The 17,927-nt window shown below is 41.6% G+C and carries 18 protein-coding genes; 17 read left to right on the forward strand and 1 reads right to left on the reverse strand.

Going from position 1 to position 17,927, the window contains the following annotated elements; translation table 11 throughout:
- Positions 1-48: 48 nt before the first annotated feature.
- The 10 genes from J3U75_RS04290 (at position 49) to J3U75_RS04335 (ending at position 8,472) form a co-directional block, all read left to right on the forward strand.
- On the forward strand, positions 49-693 hold the full coding sequence (locus tag J3U75_RS04290) for a type IV secretion system protein (RefSeq protein WP_267390698.1): 645 nt from the start codon (positions 49-51) through the stop codon (positions 691-693).
- Positions 694-741: 48 nt separating this feature from the next.
- Positions 742-1,662 (forward strand): type IV secretion system protein, encoded by a 921-nt coding sequence (locus J3U75_RS04295; protein ID WP_267390699.1) that lies wholly within the window; start codon positions 742-744, stop codon positions 1,660-1,662.
- A 20-nt stretch (positions 1,663-1,682) separates the two neighbouring features.
- Positions 1,683-1,910, forward strand: a complete 228-nt coding sequence (locus J3U75_RS04300; protein ID WP_267390700.1) for a hypothetical protein — start codon at positions 1,683-1,685, stop codon at positions 1,908-1,910.
- A gap of 129 nt (positions 1,911-2,039) precedes the next feature.
- On the forward strand, positions 2,040-2,162 hold the full coding sequence (locus tag J3U75_RS04305) for a hypothetical protein (RefSeq protein ID WP_267390701.1): 123 nt from the start codon (positions 2,040-2,042) through the stop codon (positions 2,160-2,162).
- Positions 2,159-2,866, forward strand: coding sequence for a virB8 family protein (locus tag J3U75_RS04310; RefSeq protein WP_267390702.1), 708 nt, complete (start codon positions 2,159-2,161; stop codon positions 2,864-2,866). Before J3U75_RS04305 ends, J3U75_RS04310 begins: the two co-directional genes overlap by 4 nt.
- A 50-nt stretch (positions 2,867-2,916) precedes the next feature.
- Positions 2,917-3,696 (forward strand): P-type conjugative transfer protein VirB9, encoded by a 780-nt coding sequence (gene virB9, locus J3U75_RS04315; protein WP_370387509.1) that lies wholly within the window; start codon positions 2,917-2,919, stop codon positions 3,694-3,696.
- A 10-nt stretch (positions 3,697-3,706) separates the two neighbouring features.
- On the forward strand, positions 3,707-5,020 hold the full coding sequence (virB10, locus tag J3U75_RS04320) for a type IV secretion system protein VirB10 (protein ID WP_267390704.1): 1,314 nt from the start codon (positions 3,707-3,709) through the stop codon (positions 5,018-5,020).
- Between the two features lie 42 nt (positions 5,021-5,062).
- Positions 5,063-6,157: an ATPase, T2SS/T4P/T4SS family gene (locus tag J3U75_RS04325; RefSeq protein ID WP_267390705.1), complete on the forward strand. Its 1,095-nt coding sequence runs from the start codon at positions 5,063-5,065 to the stop codon at positions 6,155-6,157.
- A gap of 330 nt (positions 6,158-6,487) precedes the next feature.
- On the forward strand, positions 6,488-7,936 hold the full coding sequence (locus tag J3U75_RS04330; protein ID WP_267390706.1) for a YadA family autotransporter adhesin: 1,449 nt from the start codon (positions 6,488-6,490) through the stop codon (positions 7,934-7,936).
- A 62-nt stretch (positions 7,937-7,998) separates the two neighbouring features.
- On the forward strand, positions 7,999-8,472 hold the full coding sequence (locus tag J3U75_RS04335) for a thermonuclease family protein (protein WP_267390707.1): 474 nt from the start codon (positions 7,999-8,001) through the stop codon (positions 8,470-8,472).
- Between the two features lie 158 nt (positions 8,473-8,630).
- Here J3U75_RS04335 and J3U75_RS04340 read toward each other — a convergent pair whose 3' ends face one another.
- Complete coding sequence (locus J3U75_RS04340; protein ID WP_267390708.1) at positions 8,631-8,885, reverse strand: hypothetical protein; 255 nt, start codon at positions 8,883-8,885, stop codon at positions 8,631-8,633.
- On the opposite strand from J3U75_RS04340, the gene J3U75_RS04345 reads away from it, so the two are divergent.
- From J3U75_RS04345 to J3U75_RS04375, 7 genes are all read left to right on the forward strand, one after another.
- On the forward strand, positions 8,886-9,230 hold the full coding sequence (locus J3U75_RS04345) for a single-stranded DNA-binding protein (RefSeq protein WP_267390709.1): 345 nt from the start codon (positions 8,886-8,888) through the stop codon (positions 9,228-9,230).
- Positions 9,227-11,227 carry a type IV secretory system conjugative DNA transfer family protein gene (locus J3U75_RS04350; RefSeq protein ID WP_267390710.1) on the forward strand — a complete coding sequence of 667 codons (2,001 nt, stop codon included), beginning with the start codon at positions 9,227-9,229 and terminating at the stop codon, positions 11,225-11,227. The genes J3U75_RS04345 and J3U75_RS04350 overlap by 4 nt, the downstream gene beginning before the upstream one ends.
- Positions 11,228-11,292: 65 nt before the next feature.
- Entirely contained in the window at positions 11,293-14,697 is a 3,405-nt protein-coding gene (locus J3U75_RS04355; RefSeq protein ID WP_267390711.1) for an LPD7 domain-containing protein, read from the forward strand.
- A 3-nt stretch (positions 14,698-14,700) separates the two neighbouring features.
- Positions 14,701-14,922 (forward strand): hypothetical protein, encoded by a 222-nt coding sequence (locus tag J3U75_RS04360; protein WP_267390713.1) that lies wholly within the window; start codon positions 14,701-14,703, stop codon positions 14,920-14,922.
- 183 nt (positions 14,923-15,105) lie between these two features.
- On the forward strand, positions 15,106-16,299 hold the full coding sequence (locus J3U75_RS04365; RefSeq protein WP_267390714.1) for an ArdC family protein: 1,194 nt from the start codon (positions 15,106-15,108) through the stop codon (positions 16,297-16,299).
- 11 nt (positions 16,300-16,310) lie between these two features.
- Positions 16,311-16,832, forward strand: coding sequence for a plasmid mobilization relaxosome protein MobC (gene mobC / locus J3U75_RS04370; protein ID WP_267390715.1), 522 nt, complete (start codon positions 16,311-16,313; stop codon positions 16,830-16,832).
- Complete coding sequence (locus J3U75_RS04375) at positions 16,829-17,848, forward strand: relaxase/mobilization nuclease domain-containing protein (protein ID WP_267390716.1); 1,020 nt, start codon at positions 16,829-16,831, stop codon at positions 17,846-17,848. The genes mobC and J3U75_RS04375 overlap by 4 nt, the downstream gene beginning before the upstream one ends.
- Positions 17,849-17,927: the final 79 nt, after the last annotated feature.

The raw sequence follows: 17,927 nt of genomic DNA on the forward strand, positions 1-17,927 counted from the left end.
ACCCAACTCACCGCCCATTCGGGCGGTTTTTTTATATCAGGAGATATTATGAAACTTTTAAATAAATGGCATGCCTCAGTTTTGACGCTTATGCTTGCCGTAAGTGCGGTGAATGTTAATGCTACAGGTATTCCTGTCTTTGATGGAGCCGCCGCGGCCAACATGTTGCAGCAAATTGTCCAAAGTAAAACGCAGATTGATAATCAAATTCAACAAATAGTTGAATTGAAAAATCAAGTTTCAGCTCTTAGTGGAACACGTAATATGGGGCAAATACTAAACAATGTTAAGGAACAGCTGCCGAATGAATGGAAAGCAATTTATGGCAATGCTACAGCAACCAATTACAAAGATCTGTTGAAAGGTAAAAAATACACCCAAGAACAGGCAGCTAAAGCTTTATTTGCCAATTTTGACTCAACCCTAAAATCCTTTCAGGATACAAAAAAGCGGCTAGATAATATTCAAAGTTTGATGACCAAAATTAATTCGACTCAGGATATTAAAGCAGCAGCTGACCTGCAAAGTCGTATTACCGCAGAACAGGCCATCATTCAGAACAATCAGACAAAGCTGGACATGATGTCAAAAATGTTCGAACTGGAAGACAAAATGGCTCGCATGCAACGTAGCCAGCGTGATGCGTGCCTAGCACGTCACCTTGTAGATCGCAATTACAGTAGCTGCAACTAATCAACCAACCGGATACCTTTAGGGTATCTGGTTGTATAGGAGATAAATATGGATAGCGGCTATTTTTCAGCTATAGCAGAAACGTTATTGAATGGCATGGGCACTAATCTATTTAGTAAGACAGGTTCATTAATCGCTGCCATTAGTCCTTTTTTTTCTGTGTGTTTTGGTATTTATATCCTACTGGTAATAATAGATGGGTATAACAGAGGGTTTGATGAAAATTTTTTAGATTTGGCTAAACGGGCTTTTGGCTGGCTGATTATTATCAGCTGTGCGTTTAACGCAGGGCAGTACATGAAACTTGCTAATATGGCTTATACCCTACCTGATGAATTAAGCAGCCTGTTTGGTAACGGTACATATACTGTAAGTGCCATTGATACAGGGCTGAATAATGTTATGGAAATGTCTGGCAAGGCTTTTGCCATAGGCAATGAATACAGTATGACGGATTTTGCGGAAAAATTGACAGCTTGGGGTATTGCTTTGGGCATCGTTATTTTCGGAGGGCTTTTTTTTGTAGTAACCGCAGCTTTCTACCTTGTCGCTAAATTATCTTTAGCAATGGTGATTATGGTTGGCCCTCTGTTTATAGGCTGCTTGTTGTTTCCCAGCACAAGACAATGGGGTATGAACTGGATTGGTCAGATTCTAAACTATACAATCACAATTTGTTTTTATACAATATTAGGCGTATTACAACTTGATTATTTTAATAATAATCTGAATAATTTAATTGGAGGTGGTGAAACTTCTCTTGTTTTGCTGTTACCAGTTTTATGCATGTTTTTTATATCAACAGTAATATTTATTATTGTTGCATGGAATGTGCCTAGTATTGCTTCAGCGCTTACAGGTGGTGCAAGTGTGAATGGGTTTTCACGTACCATTATGTCTATAGCAAGATTTTCAAAAACTGTTAGATTACCTGGGGGAAGTGGCAGTGGTGGCAGCATTTCAAAATAATACTTATATGGAGAAGAGATATGGTGGATATGGTTGTAAGAATATTTAATAAACTATGGAAATATTCCTTTTGGGGTTGTGTTTTATGTCCTTTTATATTTGCGCTGCTCCCAATCATACCTATGAAAATTAGCTACACTGTAACAATTTCTTTTGCAGTTGCATTTCTATTTTTGACTATTGTCCGTTTATTATTTGCGATGGCTGCTCCTCCAGTTGTTACCGTTAGAATTGAAAGAGATGACTAAAAATTATATTCAGCCATTTACACAAGCTACCTGATTAGGTGGCTTTTTTATTGCCACGTACAACTTCTTTGCAGCCACTGTCTATTGAGATCAGTGGCTTTTAATTTGTCCGCAATTCAAGGAACTATTATGAAAAATGTATTGTTATGCCTGATTACTGCTCTTGTATTAGTGGGCTGTAATTCTTCAAAAGTCCCTGTACCGCATGGTTCAGAATTTCCTATCAACAATGAAGCAAAGGGAATTAAATGAGTAATTTTAATAACAGTAAGGCGACCTTGAATAAACAGGCTCATGAATTTATACAGTCAGCCGCAGCATTTAACAAATCTGAAATTGATATGGTCAGACGCAACAGTAAAATTGCCTGGCGCATTGCAATAGGCTGTCTGGTCATTACCGGCATGGCAATCGGAGCTGTTGCCGCCCTCACCCCTCTAAAAACGGTTCAGCCTTACGTTATCAGAGTTGATAACAATACAGGTGCTACTGATATCGTTACCACTCTGAAGCAGTCCGAAAAAACCTATGGGGAAGTGATAGATAAATACTGGCTCGCACAATACGTGAAGTACCGCGAAAGCTATGACTGGCAAACCATTCAAAGTACCTATGATGCAACCATGCTATTAAGTGCTGTGCCGATACAAAAAGAATTTGCCAATATCTACAGCGACAATAATCCAAACGCGCCTCACAAAATGCTAAAAGATAACTTCAAGGTTATTGTTACGGTTAAGGCAATATCTTTTGTTGGTCAAATGGCTCAAATACGTTTTGATAAACAACTTATTCCAATATCTGGTGACACAAGTAAGACCACACCACCGCAGCAATTGATTGCCACTGTCGCATATGAATACACCAATCAACCTACGCAGGAGAAAGACCGCTTAATAAACCCGCTAGGTTTCCAAATTACCAGCTATCGTGTAGATCCAGAGACTACGCCTTAACAGAAAGACTCTCCATGAAAATACAACTTAAATTTTGCCTTGCAGCCGTTATGGCTGCTTTTATTTTGCCCGTATTTGCTGAAGCCATACCGGCAGGTTCATCACGTGATAGTCGGATTCAGACTGCGGTATATCACAATAATCAGGTGTACCACATTCGTGGTCAGGTCGGCCGAGCTGTACTGGTACAGCTTGAAGACGGAGAAACGCTTTCAGGTGAAAGCTCAGCTTTAGGTATGGGAGATTCGGACGCATGGAAAGTCGCCGTAAAAGGCAACAACATCATCTTTAAACCTACCGTATTAAAACCAGCTACCAATATGCTGATAGTCACCAACAAAAGGACCTATGCATTCACTTTGTCACTGACCAGCGACCATAAAAAACAGGCTCCGACGTACATTCTTAGATTCACTTATCCAGATACCATCGCATCTAAACAGATTGAAGAGATGGCCAGAAATAGAAAAGTAGCCAGCCTTTTTAATCAAACTTCAGACACTGCACTGCTCCGAAATGAAAACTACTGGGGCTATGGAGATAAAGGATTGGCTCCTACGGCCATGTGGGACAACGGCCTATTTACCTATTTACGCTTTAACAATAACAAAGATCTCCCGACGATATATCGGGTAGCTGCCGATGGTACCGAAGCGTTGGTCAATTCTCATATCGAGAAAGACACGATTGTTGTACATGAGACTGCGCCACGTTTTGTTTTAAGACTAGGACGGTCCGTCCTTGGTATCAATAACCGTGGATACGATGCTGTTGGGAAATTTAATCGTACAGGCACATCCAGCACAGATAGTGTACGAATAGTGAAATAAGGAGTTAGAAATGTTTATTAAGAAGCTAATTAAACGGTTCAAGCCGAACAAATTTGATGGAGACAATCAGATTGAACCAACGGAGCAAGCAACTGAAGAGAGCCTAGCGGAAATCATCCAAGATGATGAGGTGGAACGCGGGGTGCCGTTGAATGAAAAAACCAACAGTAAAAGCAATGTTACTAAAGTGGCCATCGCTGGTATGGGATTGATTGCAGTAGGTGCAATAGTTGCCGGAATCATCTCTTTTTCTTCTTCAAATCAAGAAGAAAATGTCGCCAATACCGCAAGTGCAGCAAGCGATCCAGTAAGCAACCTTAATCCAAAAGATTTTAATAAAGATAAGCAGGATATTGTTTTGTCTCAGGTAATAGCAGCATCCGAAGCATCTGAAACTAGCTCTTTAGCTGATTCAGAAGCCTCTACAGCTTCAGGGACAAACATAGAAGCAGTTGATAGCAGCGCTTCTGTAGCCACAACAAATAATACCAATTCTGGCTCTCCAGATTTTCAGCAACCAGGTAACAGTCCGACTATGACCAATCGCAGTCGCCGTTTAGGTGGTGAAGTGGTTTTAGGACTGGAAGGGAATAACTTTAAAGGTTCATTACAGCCCGTATCGGGTGAAAGTAGTAGTGATTCAGGTTCAACTGTTTCCGGCTCGGATAGTGGCAGCGGATTGGCCAGTAAGCTAAATCCGACTGTAACAGCAAAAACAAGGGCTATACAGCGAGGCAATCAAGCACTAGTCCTGACTAAAGGTACTGGTATCCGTTGTGCACTGGAAACCCGCATTGTGACTACGCAGCCCGGCTTTACGCGATGTCAGGTAACCCGAGATGTTTACTCAGCTGATGGCAAAGTTTTGCTGTTAGAGCGTGGCAGTCGAATTATAGGAGAACAAACAGCTGCACTTTTGCAAGGTCAGGCTCGGGTATTTGTACTATGGAATGAAGTGGAGACACCAAATGGTGTAAAAGTTTCATTAGCCAGCCCTGGAGCCGGACCACTGGGAGAGAGTGGACATGGAGCTAAAGTGAATTACCACTTTTGGCAACGTTTTGGCGGAGCCATCATGATAAGCATGATTAGCGATCTGGGCGATAGCCTGAGTAATAAATCTTCCAGTGGTGATAACAACAATATCACCTATGAAAATACAAGCCAGGCAGCACAGGAAATGGCCACAGAGGCATTAAAGAATAGTATCAACATACCTCCTACGGGCATCGTTAATCAAGGCAGCATTATTAACGTTTTTGTGGCTCGTGATGTTGATTTCAGCAATGTATACGACGTAGTGAAGCGGCCGTTCATTTTTTAAACCCTGCCTGCAAGGGCAGGCGGGTAATTTTAGGACAAATTTATGAACACTATCAGAAATGATACTTCTGCCCGCAATATGCTGGATAAGCTCAAAATAACTGAATATTTGAATATGGACGGGATTACGGAAGTAATGATTAACCGGCCTTATGAAGTGTTCACAGATGGGGCCAATGGTATTAGCCGCTATGAAAATCCACTGCTGGATTATTCTTCACTACTGCAATTGGCCAACATTCTTGCTATCTTAAACAAAAAGCATATCTCGTTTGAAGAGCCCATTCACTCAGTCACTCTACCAGATGGTGAACGCGGACACATCATGATACCGCCATCATGTGAAGACGATACATTAGTATTGTGTCTGCGCAAACCATCTTCCACACGTTTTTCTTTGAATGACTACATTAATACGAGCCGTATTACGGCTTTTAAAGATGTTAGTAAATATGGTAGTTCTTGTCCTGAACGAGCAGAACATTTCATTGACGGTCAGAAATTCCGTGATGTAAGCGATAAGATGAAACTACCAGCCGATGTGCATCTTGCTGATTGGCAATATGAGATGTTGGATGCCAAAGCTAACCGTGACATGAACAGGTTTTTCCAGCTGGCGATTGAACATAAGCTAAATATCTGTATGGTAGGAGGAACCGGTTCAGGTAAAACCACTTTCACCAAAGCCATTGCAGATCTTGTGCCGACTCAGACCCGCCTTATCACACTTGAAGATACGCATGAACTGGATTTACCCAATCATCCCAATCATATCCATCTGTTCTATAAGGCTCATATTACTGCCAAGATGCTTATTGCAGCCTGTATGCGTCTGAAGCCGGACAGAGTATTTCTGACCGAGCTTAGAGGGGATGAAGCGTGGGATTATCTTTCATTGCTTAATACCGGCCATCCAGGCGGACTGACTTCAGTTCATGCCAACGATGCCCGTTCTGTACATTACCGTATTGCTCAGTTGGCGAAAGAATCAGCGACCGGCCAGACCATGGAGTACGACTACATTCTTGGCACAGTCAAATCAACAATTGATGTGATTGCTTTTTTCTCGCATACGCATATGACAGAACTTTATTACGACCCTGTAGAGAAATTTCTTGCCATGCAGGGAAAAAACTAGCACGCCATCCGTGCTTTTTTATTTTACAAAGCCAGGAGACACATTATGAATAACTAATAGTTAATTCAATACCTTAATCTTATCTTCCACCGGTTACTTATTCAGTAACCGGTTTTTTTTATCAAATATATTTACAGGTTTCACATGCAAAAATTCAGAAAACTAATACTTTCTACTTCTTTATCAATTATATTCATCAATTTTTCCTATGCTGAAGGTGGAAGCGATTCAAATGTGCCTTGCGTAAGTACTGGACAGGGACTTACAAATGAAATAGTAAAACCCGCTGTTGGAAATCCCTATTGCATGGTTTCAATTACTGACAAGGTTATGGATAAAATTAACCAAGCTAAAGTAGGTTCAGATACAGCACAAAATACTGCTGATTCAGCTATCAATATCGCTAATGACGCGCTAAGCAAGGCTTCTAAGAACAAAACTACGAATAGTGCCGGTAATAATATTAAAGTAAACAGCACCACCAATGCGGATGGAAGTACAAACTATGAAATTACCACAGCTGACGATGTGAACTTTAATGGTGTGAACAGTAACCATCTCCAGTCAGGATCAGTCACCATTGACAAACAAAGTACGGATATTGATGGCCACACCATTATTCACGGCTTAGGTAATGGAAAAGTTGAAGCGGAATCAAACGATGCCATTAATGGTGGCCAACTGTGGCAGGTACAACAAGCTGCTCAAGAGGCGGCAACCAAAGCCAAAACCACAATCAGCTCAGGCAATAATATCAAAATCAACAGTAGCACTAATGCGGATGGAAGTACCAATTATGAAGTTAGTACAGCTGACGATATCAATCTGAACAGCATAACAAGCAACAATATTCAGGTTGGTTCCGTCTTAGTGGACCGACAGAAAGCTGATACTAATGGCCACACAATTATTCAGGGTGTGGGCAATGGTTTGGTAAGTAACGGATCTACAGAAGTAGTTAATGGGGGCCAGCTGTGGCAGGTACAACAAGCTGCACAAGAGGCGGCAACCAAAGCAAAAACCACAATCAGCTCAGGCAATAATATCAAAATCAACAGCAGTACCAATGCGGATGGCAGCACCAATTATGAAGTTAGTACAGCTGACGATATCAGCCTGAACAGTATAACAAGCAACAATATTCAGGTTGGTTCCATCTTAGTGGACCGACAGAACGCTGATACTAATGGCCACACAATTATTCAGGGTGTGGGCAATGGTTTGGTAAGTAACGGATCAACAGAAGTAGTTAATGGGGGTCAGTTGTGGCAGGTACAACAGGATACTAATAATGAAATCAACAGAATTAAAACTGGCCAAGCCGGACTTGTTTTAACAGATGGTAAAACTACCACAATTGATAAATCAGGTACTTCAACTGTAATCAATATCAGTGGTGCAAATGGTGACCGAGTTCTTACAGGTGTAGCCAATGGGGTAAATCCCAATGATGCTGTTAATGTGTCACAGTTACGTGAATATCAAAATCAAAACAGTACTCACCTAAACGCCCTTAACAACAAAATTGAACGAAACCGTAAAGTTTCATCTCAGGGTATTGCCAGTGTGGCCGCCATGAGCATTGAGTACCCGGAACAGGAGCCGGGACATGTGGCCACAGGTTTCGGATTCGGTACTTATGATGGTGAAAATGCAATCGGCTGGGGCATTAATTATCTAGCCACCACAGGCAAAACAAAACTGTATGGCGGCGTTGCACAGGCCTTTGGCTCCAGTACCCGAGCGGTAGGAAAAATCGGCCTCAGCTTCGTATTTTAAATATCAGTTCACAACCTGCCCTTTGGTAACAAAGGGCTTTCTATTATAAACATGAGAATATGATGAACAGATTTACAATTCCATTGCTTTTACTAATCTGTACCACACCCTCTTTTGCCTCCACGCTCACTTGTAACGTCATCAAAATCAGTGATGGAGACACTGTACGGTGCCTAGATAAAAACAATACGCAACACCGTATCCGATTTGCCGGTATTGATGCTCCTGAAAGTAAACAGGCATTCGGTCAAAAGTCCAAGCAAGCATTAGCAGGTATGATTTTTCGCCAGTCGGTACAAATTGATATCAAAGGTACAGATCGTTACGGCCGCGAAATCGGCACTGTCTATTTGAATGGTCAGGATATCAATCGTCAAATGGTAGAAATTGGCTATGCCTGGTCTTATCGGCGTTATCCACAGAAAGACTATAACGAAGTTGAAAAGGTAGCCCGTAAGCAAAAACTGGGGCTATGGAAAGATGCCCACCCTATTTATCCAGAGGATTATCGCCATCTGTTCAAAGGTAGATATTAAAATGAATACTTCAAAGAAAAATTCTCAACAATCTAGTATTTCAAAAAATACGGCACTTCAGGACAGCTGCAAGCACCGCACTTTAGAGAAACTAGGCAATAACTTTAATTCTGACAGCAAAAATGTGGAAATGATTAAGCGCAATCTGCGAAGCAAATTCAAAGACGGTTGCGACAAAGATTATCAAGCCTAAGCCAGAAATTATCATCATCAAACAATTCACTCAGCTCACTAGCTTCACCCAGTAGATTATCTAAAGACCGTTTTTGTTCTTTTGAAATAGGCTGATCTGGTGAGCTGGCCATAACTGCCAGTAATAATTCTTGCAGTCCCCTTTTCAAATTTTCTTGTTCCTGTCGTAGTTGAGTTATCTGTAATTCCAATTCTTTAATTTTTTCATCAGGTAGAATCATATGAATCCATATTACAATTGCATTGAGATTATAGGCAATCTGGGTAAAAAGCCGATAGTAGCTTACACTAATGACTCCGTTGCAGTCACCCGAATACAAATTGCTGTCAATGAAAAATACACCAATCGTGAGGGAACTGTACAAGAAAATATTTATTGGTTTACAGCCCTCCTTTATGGTGAATTGGCTGAACGAGCCAATCAATATCTTGATAAGGGTGATGCAGTATTTGTTCGAGGTCCATTACGCATGCGATCCTACGAAGTCAATGGAGAAAAACGTTCTGTGTGGGAAATCCACGTTGACAAAATGGTTATGTTGTCTTCAAGCAAGGAGAAGCCATGAAGAAGCTACTCGGATTGCTGATATTTTCTGTCATTTGCAGCCTGATATTTGCTTTAGGTGGCCAATACCTTGCCAGCATGATATTTGTTTTATGGACGCATATTAAGGCTAAACCCTCTATCAGCATGATGTATCACCTCTTTCAACACAGAAGTGAAATAAGTCCCCATTACATTATGCCATTCAGGGTAACAGGCGGTGTTTCCCTTGTACTGCCACTGATACCATTCATTATGATGGTTGCTGTTTTGTTATATAAACCCAAACGAGAGCTGCACGGTTCTGCACGTTTTGCAACAAAAGTAGAAATCAATAAAGCCGGTTTACTAAAAGATAGGTTTGACAAACAAGATCCACCCGACATACTTCTTGCCAAATTAGGCAAGAATTTTTTACGTTGGTCGAGCACCGCTTTTGCATTTGTTACCGCAGAAACCCGCGGGGGTAAAGGTATAGCTGTTGTTATCCCAAATCTATTACATTATTCCCATAGCCTAGTAAATACAGACCCAAAGCTGGAAAATTTTGTCATTACTTCTGGCTTTCGCGAAAAAATACTAAAACAGAAAGTTTACTTGTTTAATCCTGGTGGCAGAACGCCAGAACACGCAATCAAACCACAAGCTCCCCTGGTTTCGCACCGCTATAACCCTTGTACTTATATCCGTCGTGATCCTCGCTATATGTACAAAGATATTCTCATTATGGCAGAAGTACTGATTCCAAAGCCGGTAAAAGACTCCAGTGGCACATCTGGCTTTTTTGCTGATTCAGCCCAAAAGCTATTTACTGGGCTAATGCTATATATGATTGAAACTGAGAACGAACGAGACCTGTCGGACATCACGCAAAAAACAACTTTATCCAACCTTTTCCGCCTGACTGCTCCGAGTAATGGGAAAACATTGGGCGAATGGATTAAGGAAGAAGTTATGCTACGTGAACAACAAGAAACAACCAAACTAAGCAATAACTGTAAAACCCTATTGCATGGATTTGCCAATGGTAATGTTAAAACTGGCGCAGACATTTTGGCCACATTAACGGCACCACTGGGTATTTTTCTGGATCCAGTGGTTGAAGCAACAACCTGTGAAGATGATTTCTATCTGACTGATTTGAGAAAACAGCGCATGACAATTTATTTAGCTGTTTCTCCGGAAGATGTATCACCGCTTTCACGCTTAATAAATCTTTTTTACAGCCAGCTAATAGCCGTCAACCTCCAACAAGGATTACCTGAAAACAATCCGACACTGAAATATCAGTGTTTACTGTTGATGGATGAATTTCCATCTATGGGTTATATGAAAGCTGTTATTAACGGTGTTGCTTATCTAGCTGGTTATGGTCTGCGATTACTAATCATTATGCAATCACCAGCACAGATTGCCGAACTGTATGGAAAAGAAGCAGCAAGGACATTTTTTACTAATTTCAATACACAAATTGCATTTACGTGTTCTGATGAAAGTGATGCAGAAGCACTAAGTAAAATGATAGGTTATGAAACATTTAAGTCCAAATCAAAGTCACACTCTTCTGGACGAGGCAGCAGTAATAGTCAAAGTATATCCGACCAGCGTCGTGCACTCATGATGCCTCAGGAACTTAGAACAATGCCTTATGAAAAATGTGTTATTAAACAATCCGGTCAGCTTCCTATTCTTGCAGATAAAATTATGTACTATAAAGATGATGTGTTCATAAGGAGAGCTAATCTGCATGCACCACATATACCAGTATTAAATGTTACGACCAAAACACCTTTACAGACACACAAAACACCCGTAGCGCAATATATTCCTACGGAAGAACTCTCACAGACAGACTGGCGAGACACAACAAACGCAGAAGATATCGGCAAGACACTGTTAGGTAATCTGATTACGCCGGACAGTACACCTGAATTCATTAACGAACTTAGTAAATATATTGATGCTAATCTTGGCATTGACTCAATGCCGATTTTCAAAGCAGTGCTGAATAATTCGTAGTGATAATCTAACAAATAAAATCCATCCGCCAGCTGGCGGTTTTTTTTGCTTATAAGGAGTTCCTGATGAGTGATATTGATGAAATCAGAATTGCACTCAATCACCTTGATGCACATTCACGCGAAATGTGGGTAAAAATGGGTGCAGCCATCAAAGACGAGCTGGGCGAACAGGGTTTTGACATTTGGGACAAATGGTCACAGAACAGTGACAATTATAGTGCCCGAGCAGCAAAAGACGTATGGAAAAGCCTCAAACGCGGCAATATACATATTAATACCCTGTTCTATGAAGCCCGTAACGCTGGATATAAGCCAAATAAACCTTATATTCCACCCTCAGCTGAAGAAGTGGCCAGACGCAAGGCTGAAGCCGAACAACGTAGACTGGCCGAAGCAGAGGCAACCCGAAAGGCTCACTCAAAGGCAGAAAAGTCCGCACAGCAGATTTGGGCGAAAAACAAACCGGCCTCTGCCAGTCATCCTTACCTGGTAAAAAAAGGCATTACCGATCCTGCAATCATTGGCCAGTTACGTCAGGGTAAATACAAAGGTAATGATAACCTGCTGATACCGGTACTACAGGATAAAAAAATTGTTTCCATGCAGTTTATCAATCAGGATGGTGCAAAACGGTTTCTGGCTGGCGGGCGGATGCAAGGCAGTTATACATTTATCGGTGATACCAGGCGCATGAATCAGGGCGTGGTAATGGCTGAGGGAGTGGCCACAGCAGCCAGCATCTATCAGGCAACAGGTATTCCTGTGATAGTGGCTTTTAATGCAGGCAATCTGCAGCCAGTTGCCAAAAAACTAGTGCAGTCACTACCCCCAGAAACGCCGGTAATCATTGCAGCTGATAACGATGCCAGTAAAACCGGTATCACGCATGCCATGCAGGCTGCTAGCATCTTCGGACCACGGGCCAAAGTTATCTTGCCTGAGTTCAGTAACGAACAAATAGCAACGTATCAGGCACAAAATGGTAAAGACTCCTACCCATCTGACTTTAATGATTTACATGCTCTTGCCGGTCTGGATAGCGTAAAACAGGTATTATTATCTGGTCAGAAAATAGAATCTGAATCTCTATGGCCAAAACCCGCACGTACTGCCTGGAATGATTTTCCCCCAGTAATCCGGAACGGCAATATGGGCGAACTTAAAAATGAGACTGAATACACCGCTGCCAAGAGCGGCGATGAGCAGGCCGCAATGCAGCTGGTGGCCAAACTGATTACCGCTGATACCCTAGCACAGGTTAATGAAATGATAGATGGCCATGAGGTCACTATTGTACCGGTAAGTGCCATTGAAGCCTCCGGCGAAAACCAAATACCACGCGCAATGGCCACAGTATTGGCCAAAGAACTTGATTTACCTGTGGACCACAATATCTTACAGGCCAATAAAGTAAATCGCACCGGTTCAGGTATCGATCATCGGCTGGCATTTCAACCCCTGTTCACTGGTGAAGTTACCGCAGGCAAGGAATACTTGCTAATCGACGATACTTTATCAGTGGGTAGTACGTTGGCTAACCTAAGAGGTTATATTGAAATCAATGGCGGTAAAGTAGTCGGTGCAGCTGTCATGACCGCTCATGAGGGCGCATTGAATATTGCGATTAAACAAGATATGATTAATGCTATTACCCGTAAACACGGGAACAGCATGGACAACTTTTGGAAAAAGGAGTTCGGATTTGGAATTGACAAACTTACACAAGGCGAAGCTGGACACATCAGAAAAGCCCAGAATGTTGAGCAAATCAGAGATAGAATTATTGCAGCAAAGCACGAAGCTAAGCCTGGAATGGATGAGCAACAATTACACAAAGCAATTCGGGTTCAGCAGGAACAGCAAATAAACCCAGAAGCCAGCTCACAGGAGCTGGCTTCAGTTCTTTCTGAACCACCTACTCCACCAGACACAGCAATTAAAACCACCGCCCAACAGGCGGTTTTTTTTCGTCCAGAGGAAGAAGCAACCATGGCCACAACAGCAGAACAAACCATTAACAGTATTGAACTGGATAACCGCCAACAACCTGATATAAAGGTGACAGCAAGCCAGCCTGAACTGATTCATGAACAACGCAATCCTCAGCCCAAAATAAAGCAAGCTGCATCCGAACCAGAACAGGAAACAGCCACAGAACCAAACAGAGAAAGCCCAAAGGCAAAACAGACAGAAAAGAATCAGACGCAAACCAGTTCAGCTTCAGAGAAAAAACAGCCGATTACTGACCTGAAATACAAAGCTCCTCCTGATCATCTTGCTGACCGCTACATTGTGGCCAATGGTCAGTACCTTTCCATGAAAAACGGTACTACCGTGCTGTTCGAAGACAAAGGCAAAAAAATCAGTACTGCGCGTACAGATGCGCAAACTGTTAAAGATATGCTTGAAGTGGCCAAAGTAAAGGGCTGGGACAGCATCAAGCTATCTGGCACGCCTGAATTTAAATCTTTGATGTTCGTAACAGCAGAAAGTCAAGGCATTAAAACACGTGGATATAAACCAACACCTGCTGATCTAGCTATGGTTCAAAAGCTTCGCGGTGAATATTCTCTAAACAGTATTGAACCAGATATGCCTAAGCATAAATTGGCAAAAGAACCGCAGCAACAAACCACAATCAAAGCAGATAACACACCAGGTGAACGTTTAATTGCCCATGGTTCTGCTCCCTACATGCACGTTAGTACCAATCAAGATAGTTATTACGTTACCGTGGAAAAAAATGGCAAAGAACAAACATTTTGGGGTATTGGTCTGGCTGAAGCAATTAAAGAATCTGGCGCAAAAATCGGGGATTTAATCAGACTAGAAAAACAAAAGAAAGAAGCAGTCACAATCCAGGTTCCTGAACGTGACCAGAACGGACAGATAATTGGACAGATTCAAAAAGAAGTTAACCGCAACATATTTTCAATAGAGGTATTGCAACAAGCCAATTTACAACATGGACAGGCTAATGAACCAGCAGCTGTACCACAGCCGGAAATTTCTCCACATATGCAAGATAAACCCGAATTTTCTAATCATACTTCTGAAAACGAGGTGATGAATTCAAACAATGAAAGGGCCAGTTATCAAGGAAACCAAAGTACAGCTGAACAGGAATCGATTCATTACGAACCAATCCAGTCCGATATAGAACCAGAAAGAAATATTGATTTTCAAACAGCCAAACAAGATTATCTTCAAAAAGCTGCCAATCTCAGCCGTGATGCAAAAGCACAGTTAGAATTTTATGAGCGCGCCACCTTGGATGCTTTACGCGGGGTAAAAGAACCAGAATTAAACCAGGCTCTGAAAAATTTTTATGTAAACACAACGAAAGCTATGGCGGGTAATAAGCTAACGTTACCCAAACCTATTCAGATCCCATCGCCAGACTTATTGCAAAAAACACAACCTGAGCAAACAGCCACACCATCTACTGAACCAGAAATTGAAAGGTAAATTATGTCCAGCACATCAACAACAGAACTGATTGACGATGGAAGCGGAGAAAGCACATTAAATCAATTTTTAACACCACTGGAGCAGCAGCTGATGGTTATTTTAAGTGAAGAGGAATTTGATAGATATTTGCAAGCGTCTACCAGCAAAGACAAGCTTGAACAATATCTATTGGATTCGGATATATCAGAATATGCAAAAGCATTGATTAAATCAAAAAATTAAACTTTTTAACTTATCAAGGCCCCACCAGCACAACTGTGTGGGGCTTTTTTTACGTATCTGGAATCTATCTTTATTGCAGATAGTTTTATATTCATTCTGATTTTATTTCCCGTAACCATATAGCCCGCCAGCATTTAACTGAGCGGGCTTTGCTTTTCTCTACACATTGACAGAAAACACATCATGAACGAAAAAAAAACGCCACAGCAAAAGCAACTAGATTACGCTAAAACCATAGCTAATGAACTTATTGAAATGATAAAAGCCGGTACGGCTCCATTTCAGCAACCATGGGAACCAGCATTTGGAACCGATGTGCCTTACAACTATGTGACAGGTAAGCCCTATTCTGGTAGTAATGAAATTTATCTAATGATGCAAAACCGCAGTGATCCCCGCTGGTTGACCTATCGGCAAGCACAATCAATAAATGCCCAGGTTAGAAAAGGAGAACGAGGCATTGGCCTGATTAGATTAATAACCCATTCTGAAAAGATTGAACGCGACGAAAACGGAAAACCAGTCTTAAATGATCATGGTGAACCAGTAATCGTCCGTGGCCTATTAGAAAAACCTTATATTAAGAATTTTACCGTTTTCAATGCTGAACAGATTGACGGCCTGCCACCTTTGATAAAAAAACCGCTACCAGAGTTAACTTGGTCAAGTGACAATGCGGCAGAACGCATTCTAATCGCATCAAAGGCCAAAATTGAGCACAAAATCGGTAACTCAGCTTATTACGAAGTGTATGAGGACAAAATTACATTACCTGAAAAAGCTCAGTTTCCTAGTGCCGGCGCCTACTACGCAACCGCCATGCATGAGCTTGCACACTGGACAGGCCATGAATCACGACTAAACCGACGATACTATACAAGTATCAAAAATGAAGACAAAGCCAGAGAAGAATTACGCGCGGAAATCGCGTCAATGATGATTAATAGGCAACTTGGGATTCCTTACGACCCTAAAAGACATGCTGCATATGTAGGAGGCTGGGTAAAATTCCTCCAAGAGGATCCAATCGAAATTCTGCATGCATGCCGCGATGCTCAAAAAATACAGACATATGTCCTCGATTTTCAGAAACAGCAAGAAATTAATTCTAAGCCAGAACCCAAAAAGCTTACATCAGAAGAAGACTTATTTAATCGAACTAAAGAAATCTATCTGAGACAAAATGATTCACTTTCTACAACTCAGGTACTGGAACGCATGCAGCGATTAAACGCTGTAGAACAATTAATGGCCAACTCACCTAACTCACTAAAAGTAGAAGCATTAACCAATTTCTATAAACAGGAAATCAAAGCCGCAGACATTAGCTCTGAGCGCATTCAGTCAAATGATATTTCCAATGAGTATGAACGCTAAAGGAGCTGATGATGAGCCAACCTAAAATATGGGGACTGAGCAATGATGTCCAGCACAAATTACGAGAAGTTGCAGTCAAAATAGTGCATAAACCAAGTATTTCTGCTCTGGCCAAATACCTCTTACTTAAAGAACTGAATACCCCGACACCAAATATTCAAAACGGAGGAAGTATCAGCCAGACGTGCAAAAAACACCGGCTAGAATTACAGCTTACTCCAATACAGTATAATTATCTTCGCACCTCTGCTGAGCAGCATTCTATGACAGCAAACGCTTATGCCGTCGATATTCTAAACTATCACATCACACATCACCCTACTCTATCCAACAGCGAAGCAGAAGCCCTATATCAATCAAATTACCAGCTGCTAAGGATTGGTCGCAATCTAAATCAGATTGCCCGTCAACTTAATATTGGTGAGTCGTCTAGTATAACTGCTGAAGAGATTCGTCAACTGCTAAGTTTCATAGAAAAGCATACAGAAAAAGTGAATGATGTAATGCTTGCAAGCCAAAAGAGGTTTGAATGAATAATTCAATCGACAAGTGGCTTTTAGGCCACAAAACTAGAGCCGTCAGAACCAAAGATTCTGGCGGTTTTTTTGTTGGTAAAAAAAAATCCGCGCCACCACTCAAACCAGGATACGGATTAGTTAACTTACGCGCAGCAGCAATGAAACAACCAGAAGTCATGGTTAAAATTACTAGGCGTCTAAGTAAAGGCAACAATGGATTAAAAGGAATTCGTAATCATCTTGATTACATTAGCCGTAACGGTGAAGTTGAAGTCGAAAATCAGGATGGCGAAAAATTCCAGAGCAAAAAAGCATTGCGTAATCAGATAAACGACTGGAGGAAACTTGGCATACCAGAACAAAGCAAAAGGCGCGAAGCAATCAATATAGTGCTTTCAATGCCCCCAGGAACGCCCCCACAGGCCGTAAAAAATGCGGCAAGGGAATTTGCCGCGGAACAATTTCAAGGCCACCAGTATGCCTTTGCGTTGCATACTGACAGTGATCGTCCCGATGAACCAGCACACCCACATGTTCATCTCTGTGTATTAATACGTGATGAGTTTGGTCAACGGCTCAATCCACGAAAAAACGATCTGTATGAATGGAGGTTAAGATTTGCGGAAAAGATGCGCGAGCAAGGCGTGCCTTGCGCAGCCACACGCCGACAGCTTCGAGGAGTCACGATTAAAGAAAATAGTACACTTAAAGCCATGGAGAAACGCGGTTACGTGGGAATAGTACATAAACGTCAGGCACAAGAACTTATAGAAGCTATTCGGAAAAACAAAAGGCCTGCCCACCTGTACCTAAAAGAAGCCGTAGAAACTCGTCATGAAATCGTACAAGCATATGCTGAAATATCGAAAGAGCTGTATAAAGCTGGCCATAAAACAGAAGCCAGGTTATTAAGTAAATTTGCCAAAGAAATCATAGACGCTGGTTTTAATACTCAAGCACAAAATGTGTTTGATAAAACTGTTAAGGATATCAAGCACAATATTAATCAAAACACCCATCAAGAACGATAATAATAACCTAGCAGTAGGGGGCAAAGGCATCAGACGGTCCGTTTAAGCAGCTCTGTTGCAAACGGGTTGTTTGATGCCT

It is taken from the genome of Snodgrassella sp. B3088 (assembly GCF_026535815.1).
GTDB lineage: Bacteria > Pseudomonadota > Gammaproteobacteria > Burkholderiales > Neisseriaceae > Snodgrassella > Snodgrassella alvi_E.

What these genes read in the sequence shown, in the direction of transcription:
- J3U75_RS04290 (WP_267390698.1), top strand. Translation starts at nt 49, where the DNA reads ATGAAACTTTTAAATAAATGGCATGCCTCAGTTTTGACGCTTATGCTT.
- J3U75_RS04295 (WP_267390699.1), top strand. Translation starts at nt 742, where the DNA reads ATGGATAGCGGCTATTTTTCAGCTATAGCAGAAACGTTATTGAATGGC.
- J3U75_RS04300 (WP_267390700.1), top strand. Translation starts at nt 1,683, where the DNA reads ATGGTGGATATGGTTGTAAGAATATTTAATAAACTATGGAAATATTCC.
- J3U75_RS04305 (WP_267390701.1), top strand. Translation starts at nt 2,040, where the DNA reads ATGAAAAATGTATTGTTATGCCTGATTACTGCTCTTGTATTAGTGGGC.
- J3U75_RS04310 (WP_267390702.1), top strand. Translation starts at nt 2,159, where the DNA reads ATGAGTAATTTTAATAACAGTAAGGCGACCTTGAATAAACAGGCTCAT.
- virB9 (WP_370387509.1), top strand. Translation starts at nt 2,917, where the DNA reads ATGGCTGCTTTTATTTTGCCCGTATTTGCTGAAGCCATACCGGCAGGT.
- virB10 (WP_267390704.1), top strand. Translation starts at nt 3,707, where the DNA reads ATGTTTATTAAGAAGCTAATTAAACGGTTCAAGCCGAACAAATTTGAT.
- J3U75_RS04325 (WP_267390705.1), top strand. Translation starts at nt 5,063, where the DNA reads ATGAACACTATCAGAAATGATACTTCTGCCCGCAATATGCTGGATAAG.
- J3U75_RS04330 (WP_267390706.1), top strand. Translation starts at nt 6,488, where the DNA reads ATGGATAAAATTAACCAAGCTAAAGTAGGTTCAGATACAGCACAAAAT.
- J3U75_RS04335 (WP_267390707.1), top strand. Translation starts at nt 7,999, where the DNA reads ATGAACAGATTTACAATTCCATTGCTTTTACTAATCTGTACCACACCC.
- J3U75_RS04340 (WP_267390708.1), bottom strand. Translation starts at nt 8,885, where the DNA reads ATGATTCTACCTGATGAAAAAATTAAAGAATTGGAATTACAGATAACT.
- J3U75_RS04345 (WP_267390709.1), top strand. Translation starts at nt 8,886, where the DNA reads ATGAATCCATATTACAATTGCATTGAGATTATAGGCAATCTGGGTAAA.
- J3U75_RS04350 (WP_267390710.1), top strand. Translation starts at nt 9,227, where the DNA reads ATGAAGAAGCTACTCGGATTGCTGATATTTTCTGTCATTTGCAGCCTG.
- J3U75_RS04355 (WP_267390711.1), top strand. Translation starts at nt 11,293, where the DNA reads ATGAGTGATATTGATGAAATCAGAATTGCACTCAATCACCTTGATGCA.
- J3U75_RS04360 (WP_267390713.1), top strand. Translation starts at nt 14,701, where the DNA reads ATGTCCAGCACATCAACAACAGAACTGATTGACGATGGAAGCGGAGAA.
- J3U75_RS04365 (WP_267390714.1), top strand. Translation starts at nt 15,106, where the DNA reads ATGAACGAAAAAAAAACGCCACAGCAAAAGCAACTAGATTACGCTAAA.
- mobC (WP_267390715.1), top strand. Translation starts at nt 16,311, where the DNA reads ATGAGCCAACCTAAAATATGGGGACTGAGCAATGATGTCCAGCACAAA.
- J3U75_RS04375 (WP_267390716.1), top strand. Translation starts at nt 16,829, where the DNA reads ATGAATAATTCAATCGACAAGTGGCTTTTAGGCCACAAAACTAGAGCC.